Annotated in this window: 19 protein-coding genes; 16 read left to right on the forward strand and 3 right to left on the reverse strand. The window is 62.5% G+C overall.

Annotation, left to right across the window (positions count from 1 at the left end; genetic code table 11):
- Positions 1–94: 94 nt before the first annotated feature.
- The 12 genes from P3R38_RS12080 (at position 95) to P3R38_RS12135 (ending at position 12,684) form a co-directional block, all read left to right on the forward strand.
- Positions 95–1,003, forward strand: a complete 909-nt coding sequence (locus P3R38_RS12080) for an RHS repeat-associated core domain-containing protein (protein WP_277687180.1) — start codon at positions 95–97, stop codon at positions 1,001–1,003.
- Positions 1,004–1,086: 83 nt separating this feature from the next.
- Positions 1,087–2,445: a benzoate 1,2-dioxygenase large subunit gene (benA, locus tag P3R38_RS12085; protein ID WP_023380499.1), complete on the forward strand. Its 1,359-nt coding sequence runs from the start codon at positions 1,087–1,089 to the stop codon at positions 2,443–2,445.
- The gene (gene benB, locus P3R38_RS12090; protein WP_023380500.1) at positions 2,442–2,927 is read left to right on the forward strand and encodes a benzoate 1,2-dioxygenase small subunit; all 486 of its coding nucleotides are present in this window, start codon (positions 2,442–2,444) and stop codon (positions 2,925–2,927) included. Before benA ends, benB begins: the two co-directional genes overlap by 4 nt.
- Positions 2,928–2,999: 72 nt before the next feature.
- On the forward strand, positions 3,000–4,010 hold the full coding sequence (benC, locus tag P3R38_RS12095; RefSeq protein ID WP_023380501.1) for a benzoate 1,2-dioxygenase electron transfer component BenC: 1,011 nt from the start codon (positions 3,000–3,002) through the stop codon (positions 4,008–4,010).
- A gap of 159 nt (positions 4,011–4,169) precedes the next feature.
- Positions 4,170–4,931, forward strand: a complete 762-nt coding sequence (locus P3R38_RS12100; RefSeq protein ID WP_104881794.1) for a 1,6-dihydroxycyclohexa-2,4-diene-1-carboxylate dehydrogenase — start codon at positions 4,170–4,172, stop codon at positions 4,929–4,931.
- 54 nt (positions 4,932–4,985) lie between these two features.
- The gene (locus P3R38_RS12105) at positions 4,986–6,314 is read left to right on the forward strand and encodes an MFS transporter (protein ID WP_104881793.1); all 1,329 of its coding nucleotides are present in this window, start codon (positions 4,986–4,988) and stop codon (positions 6,312–6,314) included.
- A 29-nt stretch (positions 6,315–6,343) separates the two neighbouring features.
- Positions 6,344–7,465 (forward strand): muconate cycloisomerase family protein, encoded by a 1,122-nt coding sequence (locus P3R38_RS12110; protein WP_023380504.1) that lies wholly within the window; start codon positions 6,344–6,346, stop codon positions 7,463–7,465.
- A gap of 120 nt (positions 7,466–7,585) precedes the next feature.
- Positions 7,586–7,876 (forward strand): muconolactone Delta-isomerase, encoded by a 291-nt coding sequence (gene catC, locus P3R38_RS12115; protein ID WP_023380505.1) that lies wholly within the window; start codon positions 7,586–7,588, stop codon positions 7,874–7,876.
- 39 nt (positions 7,877–7,915) lie between these two features.
- The gene (gene catA / locus P3R38_RS12120; protein ID WP_027906990.1) at positions 7,916–8,830 is read left to right on the forward strand and encodes a catechol 1,2-dioxygenase; all 915 of its coding nucleotides are present in this window, start codon (positions 7,916–7,918) and stop codon (positions 8,828–8,830) included.
- Between the two features lie 143 nt (positions 8,831–8,973).
- Positions 8,974–10,173 (forward strand): benzoate/H(+) symporter BenE family transporter, encoded by a 1,200-nt coding sequence (locus P3R38_RS12125; protein ID WP_104881792.1) that lies wholly within the window; start codon positions 8,974–8,976, stop codon positions 10,171–10,173.
- Between the two features lie 74 nt (positions 10,174–10,247).
- The gene (locus P3R38_RS12130) at positions 10,248–11,498 is read left to right on the forward strand and encodes an OprD family porin (protein WP_023380508.1); all 1,251 of its coding nucleotides are present in this window, start codon (positions 10,248–10,250) and stop codon (positions 11,496–11,498) included.
- A 127-nt stretch (positions 11,499–11,625) separates the two neighbouring features.
- Positions 11,626–12,684, forward strand: coding sequence for a metal-dependent hydrolase (locus P3R38_RS12135; protein WP_104881790.1), 1,059 nt, complete (start codon positions 11,626–11,628; stop codon positions 12,682–12,684).
- A gap of 88 nt (positions 12,685–12,772) precedes the next feature.
- Here the strand turns inward: P3R38_RS12135 and P3R38_RS12140 are convergent, their stop codons facing one another.
- The 3 genes from P3R38_RS12140 to P3R38_RS12150 all read right to left on the reverse strand — a co-directional run bounded on the left by P3R38_RS12140 (position 12,773) and on the right by P3R38_RS12150 (position 16,827).
- Entirely contained in the window at positions 12,773–13,783 is a 1,011-nt protein-coding gene (locus P3R38_RS12140) for an aldo/keto reductase (protein ID WP_023380511.1), read from the reverse strand.
- A 47-nt stretch (positions 13,784–13,830) separates the two neighbouring features.
- Positions 13,831–15,351 carry an FAD-dependent oxidoreductase gene (locus tag P3R38_RS12145; protein ID WP_023380512.1) on the reverse strand — a complete coding sequence of 507 codons (1,521 nt, stop codon included), beginning with the start codon at positions 15,349–15,351 and terminating at the stop codon, positions 13,831–13,833.
- Positions 15,352–15,498: 147 nt separating this feature from the next.
- Positions 15,499–16,827 (reverse strand): MFS transporter, encoded by a 1,329-nt coding sequence (locus P3R38_RS12150; RefSeq protein ID WP_023380513.1) that lies wholly within the window; start codon positions 16,825–16,827, stop codon positions 15,499–15,501.
- Between the two features lie 243 nt (positions 16,828–17,070).
- Between P3R38_RS12150 and P3R38_RS12155 the strand changes: the two genes are divergently transcribed.
- From P3R38_RS12155 to P3R38_RS12170, 4 genes are all read left to right on the forward strand, one after another.
- Positions 17,071–17,337 (forward strand): hypothetical protein, encoded by a 267-nt coding sequence (locus P3R38_RS12155; RefSeq protein ID WP_023380514.1) that lies wholly within the window; start codon positions 17,071–17,073, stop codon positions 17,335–17,337.
- A gap of 67 nt (positions 17,338–17,404) precedes the next feature.
- Complete coding sequence (locus P3R38_RS12160) at positions 17,405–18,052, forward strand: zeta toxin family protein (protein ID WP_023380515.1); 648 nt, start codon at positions 17,405–17,407, stop codon at positions 18,050–18,052.
- Between the two features lie 40 nt (positions 18,053–18,092).
- The gene (locus P3R38_RS12165) at positions 18,093–19,190 is read left to right on the forward strand and encodes a sugar diacid recognition domain-containing protein (RefSeq protein ID WP_023380517.1); all 1,098 of its coding nucleotides are present in this window, start codon (positions 18,093–18,095) and stop codon (positions 19,188–19,190) included.
- A 118-nt stretch (positions 19,191–19,308) separates the two neighbouring features.
- On the forward strand, positions 19,309–20,463 hold the full coding sequence (locus P3R38_RS12170; protein ID WP_027906976.1) for a glycerate kinase: 1,155 nt from the start codon (positions 19,309–19,311) through the stop codon (positions 20,461–20,463).
- Positions 20,464–20,681 lie beyond the last annotated feature (218 nt).

The raw sequence follows: 20,681 nt of genomic DNA on the forward strand, positions 1-20,681 counted from the left end.
GGCATCTGGCTCGGTTGCCTGATATTTCTAACAGTTGCGATTGGGGCAAGCCCCAAGCCACCATTTCGTTTCATTCTTGGTAACGGTGGCCACCATGTCGACGTCGCAAATGCAGCTCTGTTTCTACTCTCGTGAAGGCCTTTCGGTGATCAAATATCCTGGGACTGGGGCCTCAGCTATTTTGCGCGGCGCTGGGCTTGCGCTGATGCAACTTGATGATGGACAGGTGGGTTTTTACGCAACGGATATGCAAGGTTCAGTTCTACGAAGGTATATCCAGAATTCCTCAACGTCGATTGAGTACACAGCGTATGGGTGGGATAGCCATAAGGAAGGTGCATCAATGTTGCAATTCACCGGTCAGCGGAAAGAGCCAATCACTGGGAACTATTTGTTGGGGGACGGTTATCGTGGATATAGTTCGAGGCTTCTGCGCTTCAATGCTCCCGACAGCTTGAGTCCGTTCGGTGATGGGGGGCTCAATGCGTACTGTTACTGTACTAATGATCCTGTCAATAAAGTTGATCCGAGTGGTCATGCTGGTTGGCCGACCAGTGGCTTCTTTTGGGACGGCGTGTTCCCCAAGCGGTGGGGGCTCCGCTCGACTGCGTATTATACATTCGGTCCAAGAGCTCCAGCATTAAAAACCCTAAGCGTGAAGAAGGGACTATCTGATAAACACCCTCATCTCAGGGACAGGATAAAACACGTTGAAAGAAATCGATCCTGGAAGCCGAAGGATGTACAACAATTAGAAGATGCTTCGTTCGTGCTCCATGGCAGGTACAATCGGTACAATCTGGCTGAAAAGTATTTTGAAAGTGAAGGTTACCCCCTTGAAGCTAAAGCAGCTCGCGAGACAAGAAAGGAGATATTGAAAATTCAGCAATGGGTTGATCGAAAACTGTCAGAAGGAACGGCGTTCTTAAATCGCCAGTTGTTCGAAGCACTGCCATTTAATCATACTGCTGAGCAAGTGCCTAAAGTGCGAGCAGATGGATAGCACTCTGCACAATCCGGATAGTCCCTCATCCCCCGAATCCCTAACCTGACATGGCCTTACCAATAACAATGGAGACCCTGGCCATGTCCCTGGGATTCGACTACCTCAATGCCATGCTCGAGGACGACCGTGAAAAAGGCGTCTACCGGTGCAAGCGTGAAATGTTCACCGACCCGCGCCTGTTCGACCTGGAGATGAAGCACATCTTCGAGGGCAACTGGATCTACCTGGCACATGAAAGCCAGATCCCCGAGAAGAACGATTTCCTCACCCTGACCATGGGGCGTCAGCCGATCTTCATCGCGCGCAACAAAGACGGGGAGCTCAATGCCTTCCTCAACGCCTGCAGCCACCGCGGCGCCATGCTCTGCCGGCACAAGCGCGGCAACCGCTCCAGCTATACCTGCCCGTTCCACGGCTGGACCTTCAACAACAGCGGCAAGCTGCTCAAGGTCAAGGATCCGAGCAACGCTGGCTACCCCGACAGCTTCAATTGCGATGGCTCCCACGACCTGACCAAGGTGGCGCGCTTCGAGTCGTACCGTGGCTTCCTGTTCGGCAGCCTCAATGCCGATGTCAAACCGCTGGTCGAGCACCTGGGCGAGTCGGCCAAGATCATCGACATGATCGTCGACCAGTCGCCTGAAGGCCTGGAAGTGCTGCGTGGCGCAAGCTCCTATATCTACGAAGGCAACTGGAAGCTCACTGCCGAAAACGGTGCCGATGGTTACCACGTCAGTTCCGTGCACTGGAACTACGCCGCCACTCAGAACCAGCGCAAGCAGCGCGAGAGCGGCGAAGAAATCAAGACCATGAGCGCAGGCTCCTGGGCCAAGCAGGGCGGTGGCTTCTACTCCTTCGACCACGGCCACCTGCTGCTGTGGACCCGCTGGGCCAACCCCGAAGACCGCCCAGCCTATGAGCGCCGCGAGCAACTGGCTGCCGACTTCGGCCAGGCACGCGCCGACTGGATGATCGAGAACTCGCGCAACCTCTGCCTGTACCCGAACGTCTACCTGATGGACCAGTTCAGCTCGCAGATCCGTATCGCCCGGCCGATCTCGGTGAACAAGACCGAAATCACCATCTACTGCATCGCCCCCAAGGGCGAGAGCGCGGACGCCCGCGCCAAGCGTATCCGCCAGTACGAAGACTTCTTCAACGTCAGCGGCATGGCCACGCCGGACGATCTGGAGGAGTTCCGTTCCTGCCAGACCGGCTATGGCGGAGGCACTGGCTGGAACGACATGTCCCGCGGCGCTGAGCATTGGGTCGAAGGCGCCGACGACGCAGCCCGCGAAATTGAGCTCAAGCCGTTGTTGTCGGGTGTGCGCACCGAGGATGAAGGCCTGTTCGTGCTGCAGCACAAGTACTGGCAGGAAACCATGCTCAAGGCCCTTGAGCAGGAACAGCGACTGATCCCAGTGGAGGCCGTGCAATGAGCCTGCATGACACCGTGCGCGACTTCCTTTACCGCGAAGCGCGCTACCTGGACGATGCCCAGTGGGACCTTTGGCTGGAGCTGTACGCAGCCGATGTAACGTTCTGGATGCCCTCCTGGGATGACGACGACACCCTGACCGAAGACCCACAAAGCGAGATCTCGCTGATCTGGTACGGCAACCGTGGCGGTCTGGAGGACCGGGTGTTCCGGATCAAGACCGAGCGTTCCAGCGCGACTGTGCCGGACACCCGCACCTCGCACAACATCAGCAACATCGAGATCGTCGAGCAAGGCGAGGGCAGCTGTCAGGTGCGCTTCAACTGGCACACCCTGAGCTTTCGCTACAAGACCACCGACAGTTACTTCGGTACCAGCTTCTACACCTTGGACCTGCGCGGCGAGCAACCGCTGATCAAGGCCAAGAAGGTGGTCCTGAAGAACGACTACGTGCGTCAGGTCATCGACATCTACCACATCTGATCCGCAGTAACGCGAGCGCCGTTCGGCGTGCCACACGGCGCGCCGCGGCCAGGCTCGCCCGCGAGGTGCAACATGAGCTTCCAGATCGCACTGAATTTCGAAGATGGCGTCACCCGTTTCATCGAGGCCAGCGGCCATGAGACCGTCGCCGACGCCGCCTACCGTCAGGGCATCAACATTCCGCTGGACTGCCGCGACGGCGCCTGCGGTACTTGCAAGTGCAAGGCTGAATCCGGGCAATACGACCTGGGCGACAACTTCATCGACGATGCCCTGAGCGAGGACGAAATCGCCGAAGGGTATGTGCTGACCTGCCAGATGCGCGCCGAAAGCGACTGTGTCGTGCGTATTCCGGCGTCCTCGCAAGTCTGCAAGACCGAACAGGCCAGTTTCGAGGCGGCCATCAGCGATGTGCGTCAGCTGTCGGAAAGCACCATTGCCTTGTCGATCAAGGGCGAGTCCCTGAGCCGCCTGGCGTTCCTGCCAGGGCAGTACGTCAACCTCAAGGTGCCCGGCAGCGACCAGAGCCGTGCCTACTCCTTCAGCTCGCTGCAAAAGGATGGCGAAGTCAGCTTCCTGATCCGCAACGTCCCGGGCGGCTTGATGAGCAGCTTCCTCTGTGGCCTGGCCAAGGCCGGCGATAGCATGAGCCTCACTGGCCCGCTGGGCAGCTTCTACTTGCGGCCGATCCAGCGCCCGCTGTTGCTGCTGGCAGGGGGCACCGGCCTTGCGCCGTTCACCGCGATGCTGGAGAGAATCGCTGAACAGGGCAGCGCGCACCCGCTGCACCTGATCTACGGAGTCACCAACGATTTCGACCTGGTCGAGCTGGACCGCCTGCAGGCCTTGGCTGCACGCATCCCCAACTTCACCTTCAGCGCCTGTGTGGCCAACCCGCAAAGCCAATACCCACGCAAAGGTTACGTCACCCAACACATCGAGCCGCGCCACCTCAACGACGGTGACGTGGACGTGTACCTGTGCGGGCCGCCCCCGATGGTCGAGGCGGTTAGCCAGTACATCCGCGAGCAGGGCATCACACCGGCCAACTTCTTCTACGAGAAGTTCGCGGCGGCTGCCTGAGTTTTCATGGGGCTGCCTGCATCGTGCGGGTGAAGGCGGCCCCCTTTTATTCGATTGGCACGTCCTGTAGGGCACGGCGTTGGCTCCGCCTTCGATCGCCGGCAAGCCGGCGCCTACAGGGTGTGTCGAGCGCCTGATCGCAGGTTGAGGAATGGAACAATGAACAATCGATTCCAAGGCAAAGTCGCCCTGGTCACCGGTGCCGCCCAAGGCATCGGCCGTGGCGTGTGCTGGCGGCTCAAGGCCGAAGGCGCGCAAGTGGTCGCGGTAGACCGCTCCGAACTGGTCCACGAGCTGGCCGGGGAGGGCATGCTGACGCTGACCGCCGACCTCGAGCAGTACAGCGACTGCGCCCGTGTCATGGCGTCTGCGGTCGAGACCTTCGGCCGCCTCGACATTCTCATCAACAACGTCGGCGGCACCATCTGGGCCAAGCCGTTCGAGCACTACGAAGTGGAGCAGATCGAGGCCGAAGTGCGCCGCTCGCTGTTCCCCACCCTGTGGTGCTGCCACGCCGCACTGCCGTACATGCTCGAACGCGCCAGCGGCGCCATCGTCAACGTTTCGTCCATCGCCACCCGTGGCGTCAACCGTGTGCCTTACGGCGCGGCCAAGGGCGGTGTGAATGCGCTGACGGCGTGCCTGGCCTTCGAGACCGCTGGCCGTGGCATCCGGGTCAATGCCACCGCTCCCGGCGGCACCGAAGCACCGCCGCGCCGCGTACCGCGCAACAGCGCCGAGCAGAGCGAGCAGGAGAAAGTCTGGTACCAGCAGATCGTCGACCAGACCCTCGACAGCAGCCTGATGAAGCGCTACGGCAGCATCGACGAGCAAGTCGGCGCGATCTTGTTCCTGGCCTGCGACGAGGCCTCTTACATCACCGGCGTCACCCTGCCGGTGGGGGGCGGTGACCTCGGCTGACGGCCGCCCCAGGCAAGGTTTTCTTCCACAACAAAAACAACAGAGACAGATGCCATGCGAACCCTTGATGTTCAACCGATCATCGATAATGCCCGTTTTACCCCGTTCCACTGGATGGTCATGGCCTGGTGCGGCCTGCTGCTGATCTTCGACGGCTATGACCTGTTCATTTACGGCGTGGTCTTGCCGGTCATCATGAAAGAGTGGGGCCTGACCCCACTGCAGGCCGGGGCGCTGGGCAGCTACGCGCTGTTCGGCATGATGTTCGGTGCCTTGGTGTTCGGCAGCCTGGCGGACCGCATCGGGCGCAAGAAGGGCATCGCCATCTGCTTCGCCTTGTTTTCCACGGCCACCATCCTCAACGGCTTTGCCAGCAGCCCCAGCGAGTTCGGCATCTATCGCTTCTTCGCCGGGCTCGGTTGTGGCGGCTTGATGCCCAATGCCGTGGCGCTCATGAATGAATACGCCCCCAAGCGGCTGCGCAGCACACTGGTAGCGATCATGTTCAGCGGCTACTCACTGGGCGGCATGCTGTCGGCCGGCGTTGGTATCTTCGTGTTGCCACGCCTGGGCTGGGCGTCGATGTTCTTCGCCGCCGCCGTGCCTTTGCTGCTGTTGCCGGTGATTCTCCACTACCTGCCGGAATCCATCGGCTTTCTGGTGCGCAAAGGACGTACCGAACAAGCCCGCGCACTGCTCAAACGCCTCGATCCAAGCTGCGACGTGCAACCTGACGACGTGTTGCAGGCCCATGACCGCAACGGCAAGGGGGCCTCGGTAGTCGCGTTGTTCCGCGACGGCCTGGCCGTGCGGACCCTGGCGTTGTGGCTGGCGTTCTTCTGCTGCCTGTTGATGGTCTACGCGCTGAGCTCATGGCTGCCCAAACTAATGGCCAACGCCGGCTACAGCCTGGGTTCGAGTTTGTCGTTCCTGTTGGCCCTGAACTTCGGCGGCATGGCCGGTGCGATTCTGGGCGGCTGGCTGGGCGACCGCTTCAACCTGGTCAAGGTCAAGGTCGCCTTCTTCATCGCCGCCGCCGTGTCGATCAGCCTGCTCGGTGTCAACAGCCCCATGCCGGTGCTGTACCTGCTGATCTTCATCGCCGGCGCCACCACCATCGGTACGCAAATCCTGCTGTATGCCGGTGCCGCGCAACTGTACGGGCTCTCAGTGCGCTCCACCGGTCTGGGCTGGGCCTCAGGGATTGGCCGTAACGGGGCCATTGTCGGCCCACTGCTGGGCGGTGCGCTGATGGGTATCAACCTGCCGCTGCAACTCAACTTCATCGCATTCGCCATCCCCGGCGCGGTTGCCGCGCTGGCCATGGCGGTGCACCTGGCCAGCGGCCGGCGCGACGGTATAGCCGCGCCGGCGCAGGCCTGATCTTCAACTCACTGAACCGGAGGCCTTGCATGACAAGCCCGATTATCGAACGGCTGGAGGCGATCATCGTCGACCTGCCGACCATTCGCCCGCACAAGTTGGCCATGCACACCATGCAGCATCAAACCCTGGTGGTATTGCGCCTGCGCTGCAGCGATGGCGTGGAAGGCATCGGCGAAGCCACCACCATCGGTGGGCTGGCATATGGCTACGAAAGCCCGGAGGGTATCAAGGCCAACATCGACGCGCACCTTGCGCCAGCGCTGATCGGCCTGCCAGCGGACAACATCAATAGCGCCATGCTCAAGCTCGACAAAATGGCCAAGGGCAACACCTTCGCCAAGTCCGGCATCGAGAGCGCCTTGCTCGATGCCCAGGGCAAGCGGCTAGGCGTGCCGGTGAGCGAGCTGCTTGGCGGGCGCGTGCGCGACAGCCTGGAGGTGGCTTGGACCCTGGCCAGCGGCGACACCGCCCGCGATATTGCCGAGGCCGAGCACATGCTCCAGGTGCGCCGTCACCGGGTCTTCAAGCTCAAGATCGGCGCCAACCCGCTGGAGCAGGACCTCAAGCACGTGGTCGCGATCAAGCGTGAGCTGGGCGAGCGCGCCAGCGTGCGGGTGGATGTCAACCAGTACTGGGACGAGTCCCAGGCCCTGCGTGCTTGCCAGGTATTGGGCGATAGCGGCATCGACCTGATCGAGCAGCCGATTTCACGCATCAACCGCCGCGGGCAGGTCCGTCTCAACCAGCGCAGCCCGGCGCCGATCATGGCCGATGAGTCCATCGAAAGCGTCGAGGACGCCTTCAGCCTTGCCGCCGACGGTGCCGCCAGCGTCTTCGCCCTGAAAATCGCCAAGAACGGCGGCCCCCGGGCCGTGCTGCGCACCGCGCAGATCGCCGAAGCTGCGGGTATCGCCCTCTACGGCGGGACCATGCTCGAAGGCTCGATCGGCACCCTGGCTTCGGCCCACGCCTTCCTCACCCTGCGCCAGCTGACCTGGGGCACCGAATTGTTCGGCCCGCTGCTGCTGACTGAGGAAATCGTCAACGAACCGCCTCAGTACCACGACTTCCAGCTCCACGTACCGCGTGCCCCCGGCCTGGGCCTGAGCCTGGACGAACAACGCCTGGCGCGCTTCGCCCGCCGCTGAAGCGGTTACGGAAGAAACACGCATAACCCCGTAGGCGTGGTTCTAGCCGCGAAGCAGACGCCACGGGGATGACATCGCCCCTAACGATTTACCCGCTAAGCCAGAAGCAAGGAGATCCCTATGTTGTTCCACGTGAAGATGACCGTGAAGTTGCCGGTCGACATGGACCCGGCCAAGGCCGCGCAACTAAAGGCCGACGAAAAGGAGCTTGCCCAGCGCTTGCAGCACGAGGGCACCTGGCGCCACCTGTGGCGCATCGCCGGGCACTACGCCAATTACAGCGTGTTCGACGTGCCCAGCGTCGAGGCGCTGCACGACACCCTGATGCAACTGCCGCTGTTCCCCTACATGGACATCGAGGTCGATGGCCTGTGCCGTCACCCCTCGTCGATCCACAGCGACGACCGCTGATTCGCGCAACCGCACAAGAACAACACGAGGTACACCATCATGACCGTGAAAATTTCCCACACTGCCGAGATCCAGAAGTTCTTCGAAGAGGCCGCAGGCTTTGGCAATGATGACGGCAGCCCGCGCCTGAAGCGCATTATCCAGCGGCTGCTGCACGACACCGCACGCCTGATCGAAGACCTGGACATCACCGACGACGAGTTCTGGTTGGCCGTCGACTACCTCAACCGCCTGGGCGGTCGCGGTGAGGCCGGGCTGCTGGTGGCGGGCCTAGGTATCGAGCACTTCCTCGACCTGCTGCAGGACGCCAAGGATGCAGAAGCCGGCTTGCTCGGCGGCACTCCCCGCACCATCGAAGGGCCCCTGTACGTGGCCGGCGCGCCGATTGCCCAAGGCGAGGTGCGCATGGACGATGGCAGCGAGGAGGGCGTAGCCACTGTGATGTTCCTGGAAGGCCAGGTACTCGATCCACAAGGCCAGCCGCTGCCAGGCGCCACCGTTGATCTGTGGCACGCGAACACCAAGGGCACCTATTCGTTCTTCGACCAGAGCCAGTCGGCGTACAACCTGCGTCGCCGCATCATCACCGATGCCGAAGGCCGCTACCGCGCACGCTCCATCGTGCCGTCCGGGTACGGCTGCGACCCACAGGGGCCGACCCAGGAGTGCCTCGACCTGCTCGGTCGCCATGGCCAGCGCCCCGCGCATATCCACTTCTTCATTTCGGCGCCGGGGCACCGTCATCTGACCACCCAGATCAACCTGGCGGGCGACAAGTACCTGTGGGACGACTTTGCCTATGCGACACGCGATGGGTTGGTCGGTGAAGTGGTGTTCCACGAAAGTGCCGAAGGGCGCCATGCCGAACTGAAGTTCGATTTCCAGCTGCAAAAGGCGACGGACAACGACGCCGAACAGCGCAGCGGGCGCCCACGCGCTCTGCAGCAGGGCTGATCCAGCGAGGCGAGTTGCTCGCGGGTGAACCCGCTCCTACGGGTACTGCACAGGACCTGTAGGCGTGGGATTACCCGCGAAGCAAGCGACACGACAACAAGAGCCGGCAACACAACCCGGCCAGTAGTCTTACGAGAGGTCCAATGAAAGACCTGTTCAAAGATTGTTCGATGTCGGCCATCGTTGCCGGCTGCATCGCTACCCTGATTTCCTACGCCGGCCCGCTGGTCATCATCTTCCACGCTGCCGAGGCTGCCACTCTGTCCCATGGGCTGCTGTCGTCCTGGGTCTGGGCGGTGTCCATGGGCAGCGCCGTACTGGGTGGAGTGCTGAGTTTGCGTTACCGGGTACCGGTGGTGATCGCCTGGTCTATCCCGGGGTCGGCGCTGTTGGTCACTGCCTTGCCGCAACTGGGCATCGAACAAGCCGTCGGCGCCTACCTGGTGGCCAATCTGTTCCTGCTGCTGATCGGTATCAGCGGGGCGTTCGACCGCATCATCGCCCACTTGCCAGGCTCCATTGCAGCCGGCATGCAGGCGGGCATCCTGTTCAGCTTCGGTACCGAGGTGTTCCGCGCCTTGCCCACACAACCTGTGCTGGTGCTGGCGATGTTCGTCGCCTACCTGCTGATGCGCAGGGTACAGCCGCGCTACGCGGTGGCGGCGGTGCTGTGCGTTGGCGCTGCCGTTACCGTGGCCAGTGGCGCATTTCGCAGCGAGGCGCTGGTGCTGCAACTGGCGACGCCGCAATGGATCACGCCGCAGTTCAGCCTGCCGGCGGTCTTCAGCCTGGCCCTGCCCATGGCGCTGGTGGCCCTGACCGGTCAGTTCATGCCCGGCATGGCGGTGCTGCGTACGGCCGGTTATTCGACACCCGCCAGCCCGCTGATCAGTGCCAGTGCGTTGGGCGGTGCGTTGCTCGCGCCGTTTGGTTGCCACGGCCTGAATCTGGCGGCCGTCACCGCCAGCCTATGCACCGGCCACGAAGCCCATGAAGACCCCCGTCGGCGTTACGTGGCGGCGGTCTGCGGCAGTGTCTTGTACCTGCTGCTGGGCATCGCCGGCGCCACATTGATGTCGCTGTTCGCGGCCTTTCCCGCCGCCCTGATCGCCGCACTCGCCGGCCTGGCCCTATACGGCGCGATCAGTGAGGCCTTGGCGCGCAGCCTGGCCGAGCCTGTCGAGCGCGATGCGGGGCTGTTCACCTTTCTGGTCACTGCGTCTGGCGTTTCTTTCCTGGGCTTGTCCGCCGCGTTCTGGGGCCTGCTGTTCGGCCTGCTGGCCCATGCGCTGCTCAGGTGGCGACGACCGCAAGTTCTTGGCGCCCTGCGCCGCAACCCGTGAAAGGAGCCTTGTCACCTGCCAAACCCGTGTTCCCAACGCTTCATCAATAAAAACAAGATCAAGAGAGCTTCGGAATGAACCACACCCCTTGCGTCGCCCTGGGGCTGACCTTGCTCAGCCAACCGCTTCTTGCCGCCGACGGCGGTTTCTTCGAGGATGCCAAGGCCACCCTTAGCGCCCGCAACTACTATTTCAGTCGTGACTTTTCCGACATTGTCGGTGCCAACCAGCAATCGAAAGCTGAGGAGTGGGCCCAGGGCTTCATTCTTGATTTCAAGTCAGGTTACACGCCGGGTACAGTTGGTTTCGGGGTGGATGCCCTGGGCCTGCTGGGCATCAAGCTCGACAGCAGCCCGGACCGGGTCAATACCGGGTTGCTGCCGGTACAGGGTGATGGCCGGGCTGCCGATGAGTACAGCCGCCTGGCGCCAACCTTCAAGGCCAGGCTGTCGAAGACCGAACTGCGGGTTGGCGAACTGCAGCCCAACCTGCCCGTGTTGACCTTCAGTGATATCCGCTTGTTACCGCCAACCTACCAAGGTATGAGCCTGAGTTCGGCCGAGCTCGATGGCTTGACCGTGCAAGCAGGGCACCTGAGCTCGAGTCACCTGCGCAACGAAGCCGGTGATGGCAAGATGAACGCCATGCTCGGCCATGTGCCGCAGCGCCAGGCTCAAAGCGACGCCTTCAACTACGCGGGCGGTGACTATGCGTTCAACGCCAATCAAAGCAGCGTTAGTCTGTGGTATGGCCAACTCCAGGACATCTACGAGCAGGGTTTCGTTGGCCTCAAGCACAGCAAGCCGCTGGGCGATTGGGTGCTCAGTGCCAACCTGGGCTACTTCACGGCCCACGAAGATGGCGACGCACTGCTGGGCAACATCGACAACCAGGCGTTTTTCTCGCTGTTCACGGCCCGGCGTGGCGGACACAGCTTCCATGTGGGCTACCAGGGGATCTATGGCGACAGCCCGTTCCCACGGGTATTCGCCAATGTGTCGCCCTTGGGCAACGAGGTGCCGACCTATGAGTTCGCCTCCACCGATGAGCGGTCCTATCAGGTGCGCTACGACTACAATTTCGCGGCCATGGGCATTCCTGGACTGACCGCGACCGTACGCTACATCACCGGCGACAACGTCGACACAGGCCGTGACTACGAGGGGAGGGACCGCGAGCGCGATCTGGACCTTGGCTACGCCGTGCAGAGTGGCGTGTTCAAGGGGCTGGGCATTCGCCTGCGCAACGCCATGGCGCGTTCGAACTATCGCAGCGATATCGATGAGAATCGTGTGACGCTGGTGTACACCTGGCAGTTGTTCTGAAACGATGGCGGGGCTGCGATTGTGGCGCGAGGCGGCCCCGTGCCTACAGGACATCGCCGTCATTAGATTTGCGTTATTGGTGCGGACAACGGTAGGTTCCTGGTAACACTTCATCAGGAGTTTCACCTTGGACTCACTGACCCAAGCCGTGCTCGGCGCCGCGCTCCAAGGCACGGTGCTCGGCCGAATACAGGGCCGTCGCTCGCTGGCGTACGGCGCCTTGCTGGGTACCGTGCCGGACCTCGATGTGGTCATCCGCTATGCCGACCCGGTGTCGCAGATGACCTACCACCGCGGTTTCTCCCATTCCCTCTTCGTGCTCACCGGTCTGGCCCTGATGCTGGCGTGGTTGGTCGCCTGGCGCTGGCCCGACAAGGGCTACACGCGTGGGAGGTTGTTCCTCGCCTTCTGGCTCGTGCTGGTCACGCACCCGGTCCTCGATTCATTCACCGTCTACGGTACCCAGTTGTTCTGGCCACTACAGCTCACTCCGCTGAGCTGGGCCGCGGTGTTCATCATCGACCCGGTCTATACCGTGCCACTGCTGGCTGCGGTGTTCTACGCCGCCTGCAAGGGGTTGCAGGGACGGGGGGTGCGGGTGCTCTCACTGGCTCTGCTGTTCAGCAGCGCCTACCTGGGCTTTGGCCTGGCGGGCCGGATCACCGCCGAGCAGCGCTTTGCCGCGGCCCTCGACCAACAAGGGGTCGTGGCGAGCGACGTGCGGGCTGTGCCCATGGCCTTCAACAGCCTGGTGTGGCGGGTGCTGGCCAAGACGCCGGATGGTGATTACTACGAAGGTATCAGCAGCATTTTCGACCGCACACCGCCCGAGATGCAGCGCCTGTCGCGCAATCTGAACGTGGCCACGGCGCTCACAGACGCGCCCCTGCACAATCGCCTGCGCTGGTTCACCGATGACTGGCTGCGCTATGACGTGATTGGCGATGCGTTGGTGGTCACCGACCTGCGCATGGGGATTCCGGGCAACTACACCTTCCGCTTCGCCATGGCCCGCCGTGATGGCCAAGGGCGATGGATCGTGGATACGCCGACCTCTTGGCCGAAGGCGGGGGTGGGCGGCATGTTCAATGGCCATGACTTGGCGTTGATCTGGCGGCGCATCTTCGATCAACAGCCGCCGCTGCCGTTGGCGGCCTGGAATACTCAATACCTGGCCGAGCCCTGATCGGCTGGTCCGCTCGCGGGTCAACCCGCTCCCGCAGGCGCAGCACGGTATGGGCGTGGGTTTGCCCGCGAAGAGGTCGGAAAAACACTCAGCGACGTGCCCGCCTGCCGCTGACAAAATGCGCCACGTCATTGAATCCAGGCGTCGAGGCGTGACCTGGCGTGACCAACGAATCGATGAACGCTTCATCCTCTGCCGTGATCTTGACCTCCAGTGCCCCGGCATACGTGTCCCATTGCGCCTCGGTGCGCGGACCCACGATTGCCGAGCTCACCAGCTCGTTGTTCAGCACCCAGGCAATGGCGAATTCGACGATCCCTACGCCTTTGGCCTCGACGTAAGCCTGGATCTGGCGGGCAATGGTCAACGACTCCTGGCGCCATTCAACCTCCATGATCCGCCGGTCCTGGCGCGCCGCACGGCTACCGGCCTGCGGCGCTGCGCCTGGGGCATACTTGCCACTGAGCACGCCTCGGGCCAATGGGCTGAATGGCACCACGCCAAGGCCGTGGTAGGCCGCGGCCGTCATCTGCTCGGGCTCGGCCTGGCGGTTGACGATGTTGTACAGCGGCTGGCTTACCACTGGCTTGGCTACCCCCAGGCGCTCGGCCAGGTTGCAGATTTCGGCGATTCTCCAGCCACGGAAGTTGGATACGCCCCAGTAGCGGATCTTGCCTTGCTGCAGCAGGTCGCCAATGGCGCGCACGGACTCTTCCAGCGGAACCTTGTGGTCTTCACGGTGCAAGTAGTAGACGTCGAGGTAATCGAGGTCCATGCGCGTGAGTGTGGCGTCGATGGCATTGAAGATGTGCTTGCGCGACAGACCGCTGCGGTTGGGCAAGCCGTCGGCAGGCCCAAAGCCCACCTTGGATGCCACGATCCAGTCCTGCCGATGACGGGCGATCGCTTCACCGACGATTTCCTCGGCGCGGCCCGCGTTGTAGACGTCGGCCGTGTCGATGAAGTTGATACCTTGGTCCCAGGCCTTGTCGATGATCCGCAACGAGTCCTCGGTGCTGGTCTGCTCGCCGAACATCATGCTGCCCAGCGTCAGGGCTGAAACCTGCAGACCGCTGTGGCCGAGGGAGCGATAGATCATGCTGGGAAGTCCTTTGCAGTGGGGGTGTCCGTTCGTTTTACACAGGTTCAGCCAATCAGTTCAAGCGCCTGAGTCAGGCTCAGGGGCCGCTTCATCCGTTGCGACAACTGCGCCATCGCATCCGAATACCCCTGGGCAATCACCGCCTCGACCTGGTCGTCGACGCATTGCAAGGCAATGAAGTCGCCTTTTTCCGGCTCGCCGACGAATTCCATGCGGTTGAAGTCTCGTGCATGCCCGAGCACTTCATAGGTGCGCCCATGCTGGTAGGTCCAGAAGAACGGCACGTCATCGTAGCGCCGCTGTTGGCCGAGCATGTTGGCCGCAGCGATCACGCCTTGTTGCTGGGCCAGTCGCCAGTGCTCGATGCGTACCGGACGTCCCGAGAGGGGGAAGGTGGCGATGTCACCGGCGGCCCACAGTCCATCGGCTGCCTGCATGTGTGCATCGACGTTCAACGATTTGTCTTGGGCCATCACCAAGCCTTGGACGCAGCCAGTGGCCGGGCTGACACCGGTGCCCAGCAGAACCACGGAAGCGGCCAAGGTTTCGCCATTGGCCAGCACCACAGTGTCGACCTGGCCCTTTCCGGCCAGGCGTTCGACCTCGGTAGGGCCGTGGAAAATCACGCCCTTGCGCTCGTGCAGCGCGCGGATGCTGCGGCCGATGCGCTCCCCGAGCGGCTTGGCCAGCGGCACTTCATGACGGGTCACCACATGCACCTGGGCACCGTATTTGCGCAGTGCCGAGGCAGCTTCAAGGCCAATGAAGCCATCACCGACGATCACCACGGGATGCCCTGGTTCGGCGGCATCGAGCAGGCGGGCTGCGTCCTCGCGCGAGCGCAGGGTGAACACGCCAGGCAGCTCGACACCGTCGATGGCGGGGCGGTGCGGCTTGCCGCCAGTGGCAAGCAGGGCTGCGTCGTAGTCGATGTGCCTGCCGTCAGCAAGGGTAATCCGGCGCTTCTGCGTGTCCAGTACGCGCACCTTGCCGAACAGCCGCTCCAGGTGGCCTTTGCGAAGTGCCTCTGGCTCTAGCAATGCTGGCACTTCATCTGCGGGCATTTGCCCGGCGATGACGAATTTGCTCAGTGCGGTACGGTCGTAGGCGCTTTGGTGCTCCTGGTCGAGCCAGACCAGACGGCCACCAAAGCCGTGGGCCAGCAGCGTGGCGACCGCTGCCGAGCCAGCGGCGCCGGCACCGATCACCGCGAAACAACGGGCATCGCTGTGACGGGGTGGCTCGACCTGCGCCAGAGGTTGGTCGTCGACCCATACCGCTCCGTCCTTCACCCACGCCCGGTAACGGCGCAGATCGGTCAGCGCCGGGGGCTCGCAAACCGCGCCTTCATCGACGGCGAATGCAGCTTTGTGCCAGGGGCACACCAGCAGGCCGCCACAGACCATGCCCTCGTCGAGAGGCGCACCGGCATGGGGACAGTTGGCTTGGTAGGCGTGTACCTGGTCGCCCTGGAGGACCAGGACGAGCTCTTCGCTGCCGGCCTGCACGCGCAGGGGGCGACGGGGATCGAGTTGTTCGACGCGGGCGACGTTGTGCTGGGACATGAGGCTTCTCCAAATGGCCATTGCAACCATTTGACGCCTTTGCCTTTGGGGTGATGCAGCGAGCTGACGATCGGGTCGAGGATTGCTGGATGTTTCGCCGGCAAGCCGGCTCCTACGGACAGGAGCCCACTTGCTGGCGAACGGGCATCAATTGGTTTGGCAAGCGCGCAGCACGCCAGCGCGCGAAACGCGCAGGGCAACCAGGCTACCCAGCACGATCAACGCCGCCAGCGAGTACAGCGCCGCGTCGGTCGAGCCGGTCTGGTCCTTGATGAAGCCCACCAGGTAGGGGCTGAGGAAGCCGGCCATCTGGCCCACCGAGTTGATGATCGCCAAGCCCGCGACGGCGGCGCTCGCGCTCAGCAGCGCGGTCGGCATCGGCCAGAACATTGGCAGGCCGGTGAGGGCACCCATGGTGGCGATCGAAAGTCCGAGGATGGCAATGGTCGGGTTGCCTGCGAAGTTCACCGCGATCAGCAGGCCGGTGGCGCCCATCAGCATCGGTACCACAAGGTGCCAGCGGCGCTCGTTGCGCAGGTCCGCCGAGCGCCCGCAAAGGATCATGAACACACCCGCGAGCAAGTAGGGGATGGCGCTGAGCCAACCAATCAGCAGCGGGTTGTCGAAGCCCATGTTCTTGATGATCGACGGTAGCCAGAAGTTGATCGCGTAAACCCCGCTTTGGATGCAGAAGTAGACGAAGCCGAAGGTCCAGATCAACGGGTTGGTGAGCACACTGACTACGCTGTCACCCGTCGTGGCAGGCTTGCTGGCGGCGTCGGCCTTGAGGTCGGCTTCGATCAGCTGGCGTTCGGCTGGGCTCAGCCAGGCGGCTTTCTGGTAGCCGTCACTGAGCAGGCCGATGGCGAGCACGCCCAGTATGACGGTCGGCAGGCCCTGGATCAGGAACATCCACTGCCAACCGGCCAGGCCATGTTGGCCGGCGGCGAAGTGTTCGAGGATCCAACCGGAGAATGGCCCGCCCAGCAGGCCGGAGACCGGAATCGCCGACATGAACAGCGCCATGATGCGGCCACGACGATCAGCCGGGAACCAGCGCGAGAGATACAGCACTACGCCAGGGAAGAAGCCGGCCTCCGCGGCACCGGTTAGCAGGCGCAAGGTGTAGAACTCGGTGGGCGTGGTGACGAACAGCAGGCAGGTCGAGAGGCTACCCCAGGCGATCATCATCGCTGCGATCCAGCGTCGCGGACCGAAGCGGTTGAGCGCCAGGTTGCTGGGCAGTCCGCAAAGGACGTAGCCGATGAAGAATATCCCGGCGCCAAGGCCATAGACGGTTTCGCTGAACTGAAGTGCATCGAGCATCTGCAGCTTGGCGAAGCCGACGTTGACGCGGTCCAGGTAGTTGAACAGGTAGCAGATGAAAATGAACGGAATCAGCCGCAGCGTGATGCGCCGGTACAGCGCATTGCGGGTGGTGTCCGTGCCTTGGTCAAGGGCGGGGCTGTGTGCCATGATTGTGATCTCTGTTGTTATGGTTGTCGCCGCGTCGCCTGTTCCGGCGCTCGCCCTGAGGAGTCTCGGGGAGTGCGAGGCGGCTGTCTTTGTGCTTTTGCACAGTGTCCTGGGCGGGCTGCTGTGCCGTCGAACAAGCGGCCAGGGCGAGAGGATCGGCCAGTGATCATTTCAGCTTGGGGGCAATCAAGGCTAGAATGTAAGAAATCCAGTTTTGCCCGGAAGTGAACAACGGAGGCAACCATGGCGGCAAAAGCCTTAAAGCACGATCTTTCAGAGAAGGCAATTGACAATCTCGAGGTCAGCATCCCTCAAACGGCTGCTTGCGCGACATATGCTGCATATGTTCGTGCCTTGGCTGCAGGCCACACGGTGTTGCGGGTTGAAGGTTCCAACATTGTCGCAGCGAGTGCTGAAGGCGTTGTCCGCGTCGTGAACAAGACCAAGCCGCGCAGGAAAGTGACTGTTGGCGAAGTGGTCAAGGTGCGTCGGTTGGAAGCCAGTGCCTAGACTACGCGTTTTCGCTGGCCCAAACGGTTCGGGCAAATCAACCATAAAGGACCAAGTACCCCCTAACTTGATTTCGACCTATGTGAATGCGGACGATATCGAGAAGGAAGTAAAAGCCAGCGGCTTGCTCGACCTGGCTCAGTTCAACATCACTCCGACCTCCGAAGAGCTCCACGGGTTCTTGGGGCCACACCCGTTGATGCGCAAGGCTGGATTGGCGGGGACAGTGCAGGACATTGAATTGCACGGCCAGAAGGTCGACTTCAGTAAAGTGGAGATGAACTCTTACTACTCCTCGGTGATTTCCGATTTCATCCGGAACAAGCTGTTGGAACTCAAGGAAAGCTTCACTTTTGAAACCGTCATGTCGAGTGCGGACAAGGTCCGCTTTATCGAGTTGGCGCGAGCCAGCGGATATCGCACCTACCTTTATTTCGTCGCAACGGATTCAGTTGACATCAACATCAGTCGTGTAGCCAACCGAGTCAGCGATGGCGGGCACCCTGTCCCCGAAGACAAGATCCGGCAACGCTACGTACGCTCGCTAGAACTTCTGCCTTCCGCGGTTGCCGCTTCTAACCGGGCGTTCATTTTCGATAACTCCAGTGAGCAGTCGATCTTGCTGGCCGAGATCACCCATGGCACCGATCTGCGGTTCAACGTCGAGGAGCTCCCAGACTGGTTCGCGCAAGCGTACGTGGACAAAGTCATCTAGGCCCTCGGCCAAGCCACGCCTAACCTGCTGAGGAGCTGGAATGTTCGAACTGGACCACGACTTGGCTCAGGATATCGTCGACCGGGCGATGGCGATTTTGCCCTGCAACGTCAACGTCATGGACAGTCAGGGGTTGATCCTGGGCAGTGGCGAGTCTGAGCGCATCAATACCCGTCACGAAGGGGCCCAGCTGGTATTGGCCAACGGGCGGATCGTGGAGTTGGACGTGGATGCGGCCAAATGCCTGAAGGGTGTGCAGCCCGGGGTGAACCTGCCACTGATGCTCGATGGGCGGCTGATCGGCGTATTGGGGCTTACGGGTGACCCACGGCAGTTGCGCACCTATGGCGAACTGGTGCGGATGACCGCCGAAATGCTGCTGGCCCAGCGGCACCAGCAGGTGGAGCAGCAATGGCGGCGCCAGCGCTGCGATGACTTGCTGGCGCTGCTGCTGGGCGGCACCGGTGACTCGCCACGGCTTCTGGACGAAGCGCAGCAGTTGGGGCTCAAGCCACAGTTGCCGCGCATACCCTACCTGTTCGAACTCAAGTCAGGCCCGCCTTCGGAGGCACTCTCGGCCTGGCTGATGAGCCGCTACCCGGACAGCTGGTGCGTAAGCCCCGCGCGCCAGTCCTTGCTGTGGTGCCGCCCCGCTGGCGTGGTTGTGGACGAATCCAGGCTGCTGGAGCGTTTGCAGCGCCATGGCTGGGAGGTCGAGCGGATGGCGCTGGGTACCGTGGCGCACAGCCTCGACCAGTTGCGCCGGGGCTACCGCCGCGTGCGGGACCTGCTGGCCTATGGACGCGAAGTCTTGCCCAATGAGCCACTGCTTAGCCTGGCGCGCTACCGGCTTCCGGCTCTGCTTTGGCGACATCGCAACGACGATGCGCTGGATGAGCTGCTGGAACCTTTGCAGCGCATACGGGCCAAGGATGTCAGTGGTCAACTGCTCGCCACGTTGCGGGCATGGTGTGCGCATGATGGGCAGAGCCAGGCCTGCGCCGACGCACTGGGTATCCACCGTAACAGTCTGCGCTACCGGCTGGAGCGCATTGCAGAGCTGAGTGAGGTCGATCCCTTGCGACTGGAAGGCATGCTAAGCCTGTACCTGGGGTTGCAATTGCTGCCCGCGGATTGACCTGGCCTCCAGGGGCAGGCATTTGCCCAATCATCCCTGCGAACGTGTTGTGCATTCGACCGAGGCCAGCCAGGCGGCCACCTGTCAGCATGCCGGTCATCTGGACAGGAGAATCCCCATGAAGATCGTCATCGCCCCCGACTCGTTCAAGGACAGCCTCGACGCGGCTGGCGTCGCCCGTGCCATCGCCGGTGGCCTGGCCGAGGTATGGCCGCATGCCGCGCTGGTTCAGTGCCCGATGGCGGACGGTGGCGAGGGCACCATGGAGGCGATCCTGGCGGCCAGCCATGGCGAGCTTCGTCGCCAGCGCGTGCGCGGCCCCCTGGGGGAACCTGTGGAAGCCGGTTGGGGGTGGTTGGCCGACAGCCGCACGGCGATTATCGAGATGGCCCAGGCCAGTGGCTTGCAACTGGTCCCGCCCGGCCAGCGCGATGCCTGCCGCACTAGCACTTGGGGTACCGGCGAGCTGGTTGCCGCTGCCCTGGCAGCCGGTGCCCAGCGGATTGTCCTGGCGATTGGTGGCAGCGCTACCAACGATGGTGGCAGCGGCATGTTGAGGGCACTGGGCTTGCGTTTGCTGGACGCCGACGGCCAGGCGCTGGAGGAGGGCGGCTTGGCCCTTTCCAGGCTGGCGCGTATCGATGCCAGTGGTCTCGACCCGCGCCTGCTGGACGTACAGGTCGAAGTGGCCGCCGACGTCGACAACCCCCTGTGTGGGCCCAATGGGGCTTCGGCGATCTTCGGCCCGCAGAAAGGCGCAAGCCCGGAGCAGGTGCAGGCGCTGGATCTGGCGCTGGGCCATTTTGCCGACCACTGTTCGCGGTTGCTGGGTGAGGATGTGCGTGATCTTCCAGGCTGCGGCGCCGCTGGCGGTATGGGCTTTGCGGCCAAGGCCTTCATGGGGGCGCGGTTTTGCCCTGGCGTGGAGGTGGTAGCCGACCTGGCGGGTCTGGACGCTTTGGTGCAGGGCGCTGACCTGGTCATTACAGGCGAAGGGCGTTTCGACGCCCAGACGCTGCGCGGCAAGACGCCGATGGGCGTCGCTCGGGTCGCCAAACGCCACGGTGTGCCGGTGGTGGTGCTGGCTGGGACCTTGGGTGAAGGCTATCAGCAGCTGTATGTCCACGGTATCGACGCTGCATTCGCCCTGGCCAACGGGCCGATGAGCCTGGAGCATGCCTGTGCCAACGCCCCGGCGCTACTGCATGCCAGAGCACGTGATATCGCCCGGCTGTGGCGTATCGCCCGTCAAGCGGTTGCCCCCTCGGCATAAGCAACACCCCTGATCCGAGCCACTGCGCTGTTTTTCTGTTGGAACGGCCTGGCGCTGCGCGCGAGGCCGCTCTCACAACGACCCCAGAAATACTTAAATCATCTCTGACTGATATCCCTCCGGAAATCGGGGGCCAAACGGTCTTTGTCCATCAGCAAAAGGCACCGTTTGGTACGCAAAAGCCCACTATTTGACCCGCTTTGATACTTTTCAGCGCT

The sequence above is a fragment of the Pseudomonas sp. NyZ480 genome (genome assembly GCF_029537255.1).
Classification (GTDB): domain Bacteria; phylum Pseudomonadota; class Gammaproteobacteria; order Pseudomonadales; family Pseudomonadaceae; genus Aquipseudomonas; species Aquipseudomonas taiwanensis.

Bases quoted from the DNA above. Each gene is read 5' to 3' on its own strand.
- benB (WP_023380500.1), top strand. From the start codon at position 2,442: ATGAGCCTGCATGACACCGTGCGCGACTTCCTTTACCGCGAAGCGCGC.
- P3R38_RS12105 (WP_104881793.1), top strand. From the start codon at position 4,986: ATGCGAACCCTTGATGTTCAACCGATCATCGATAATGCCCGTTTTACC.
- P3R38_RS12150 (WP_023380513.1), bottom strand. From the start codon at position 16,827: ATGGCACACAGCCCCGCCCTTGACCAAGGCACGGACACCACCCGCAAT.
- P3R38_RS12130 (WP_023380508.1), top strand. From the start codon at position 10,248: ATGAACCACACCCCTTGCGTCGCCCTGGGGCTGACCTTGCTCAGCCAA.
- P3R38_RS12155 (WP_023380514.1), top strand. From the start codon at position 17,071: ATGGCGGCAAAAGCCTTAAAGCACGATCTTTCAGAGAAGGCAATTGAC.
- benA (WP_023380499.1), top strand. From the start codon at position 1,087: ATGTCCCTGGGATTCGACTACCTCAATGCCATGCTCGAGGACGACCGT.
- P3R38_RS12145 (WP_023380512.1), bottom strand. From the start codon at position 15,351: ATGTCCCAGCACAACGTCGCCCGCGTCGAACAACTCGATCCCCGTCGC.
- catA (WP_027906990.1), top strand. From the start codon at position 7,916: ATGACCGTGAAAATTTCCCACACTGCCGAGATCCAGAAGTTCTTCGAA.
- P3R38_RS12080 (WP_277687180.1), top strand. From the start codon at position 95: ATGTCGACGTCGCAAATGCAGCTCTGTTTCTACTCTCGTGAAGGCCTT.
- P3R38_RS12100 (WP_104881794.1), top strand. From the start codon at position 4,170: ATGAACAATCGATTCCAAGGCAAAGTCGCCCTGGTCACCGGTGCCGCC.
- P3R38_RS12125 (WP_104881792.1), top strand. From the start codon at position 8,974: ATGAAAGACCTGTTCAAAGATTGTTCGATGTCGGCCATCGTTGCCGGC.
- catC (WP_023380505.1), top strand. From the start codon at position 7,586: ATGTTGTTCCACGTGAAGATGACCGTGAAGTTGCCGGTCGACATGGAC.
- P3R38_RS12140 (WP_023380511.1), bottom strand. From the start codon at position 13,783: ATGATCTATCGCTCCCTCGGCCACAGCGGTCTGCAGGTTTCAGCCCTG.
- benC (WP_023380501.1), top strand. From the start codon at position 3,000: ATGAGCTTCCAGATCGCACTGAATTTCGAAGATGGCGTCACCCGTTTC.
- P3R38_RS12170 (WP_027906976.1), top strand. From the start codon at position 19,309: ATGAAGATCGTCATCGCCCCCGACTCGTTCAAGGACAGCCTCGACGCG.
- P3R38_RS12110 (WP_023380504.1), top strand. From the start codon at position 6,344: ATGACAAGCCCGATTATCGAACGGCTGGAGGCGATCATCGTCGACCTG.
- P3R38_RS12165 (WP_023380517.1), top strand. From the start codon at position 18,093: ATGTTCGAACTGGACCACGACTTGGCTCAGGATATCGTCGACCGGGCG.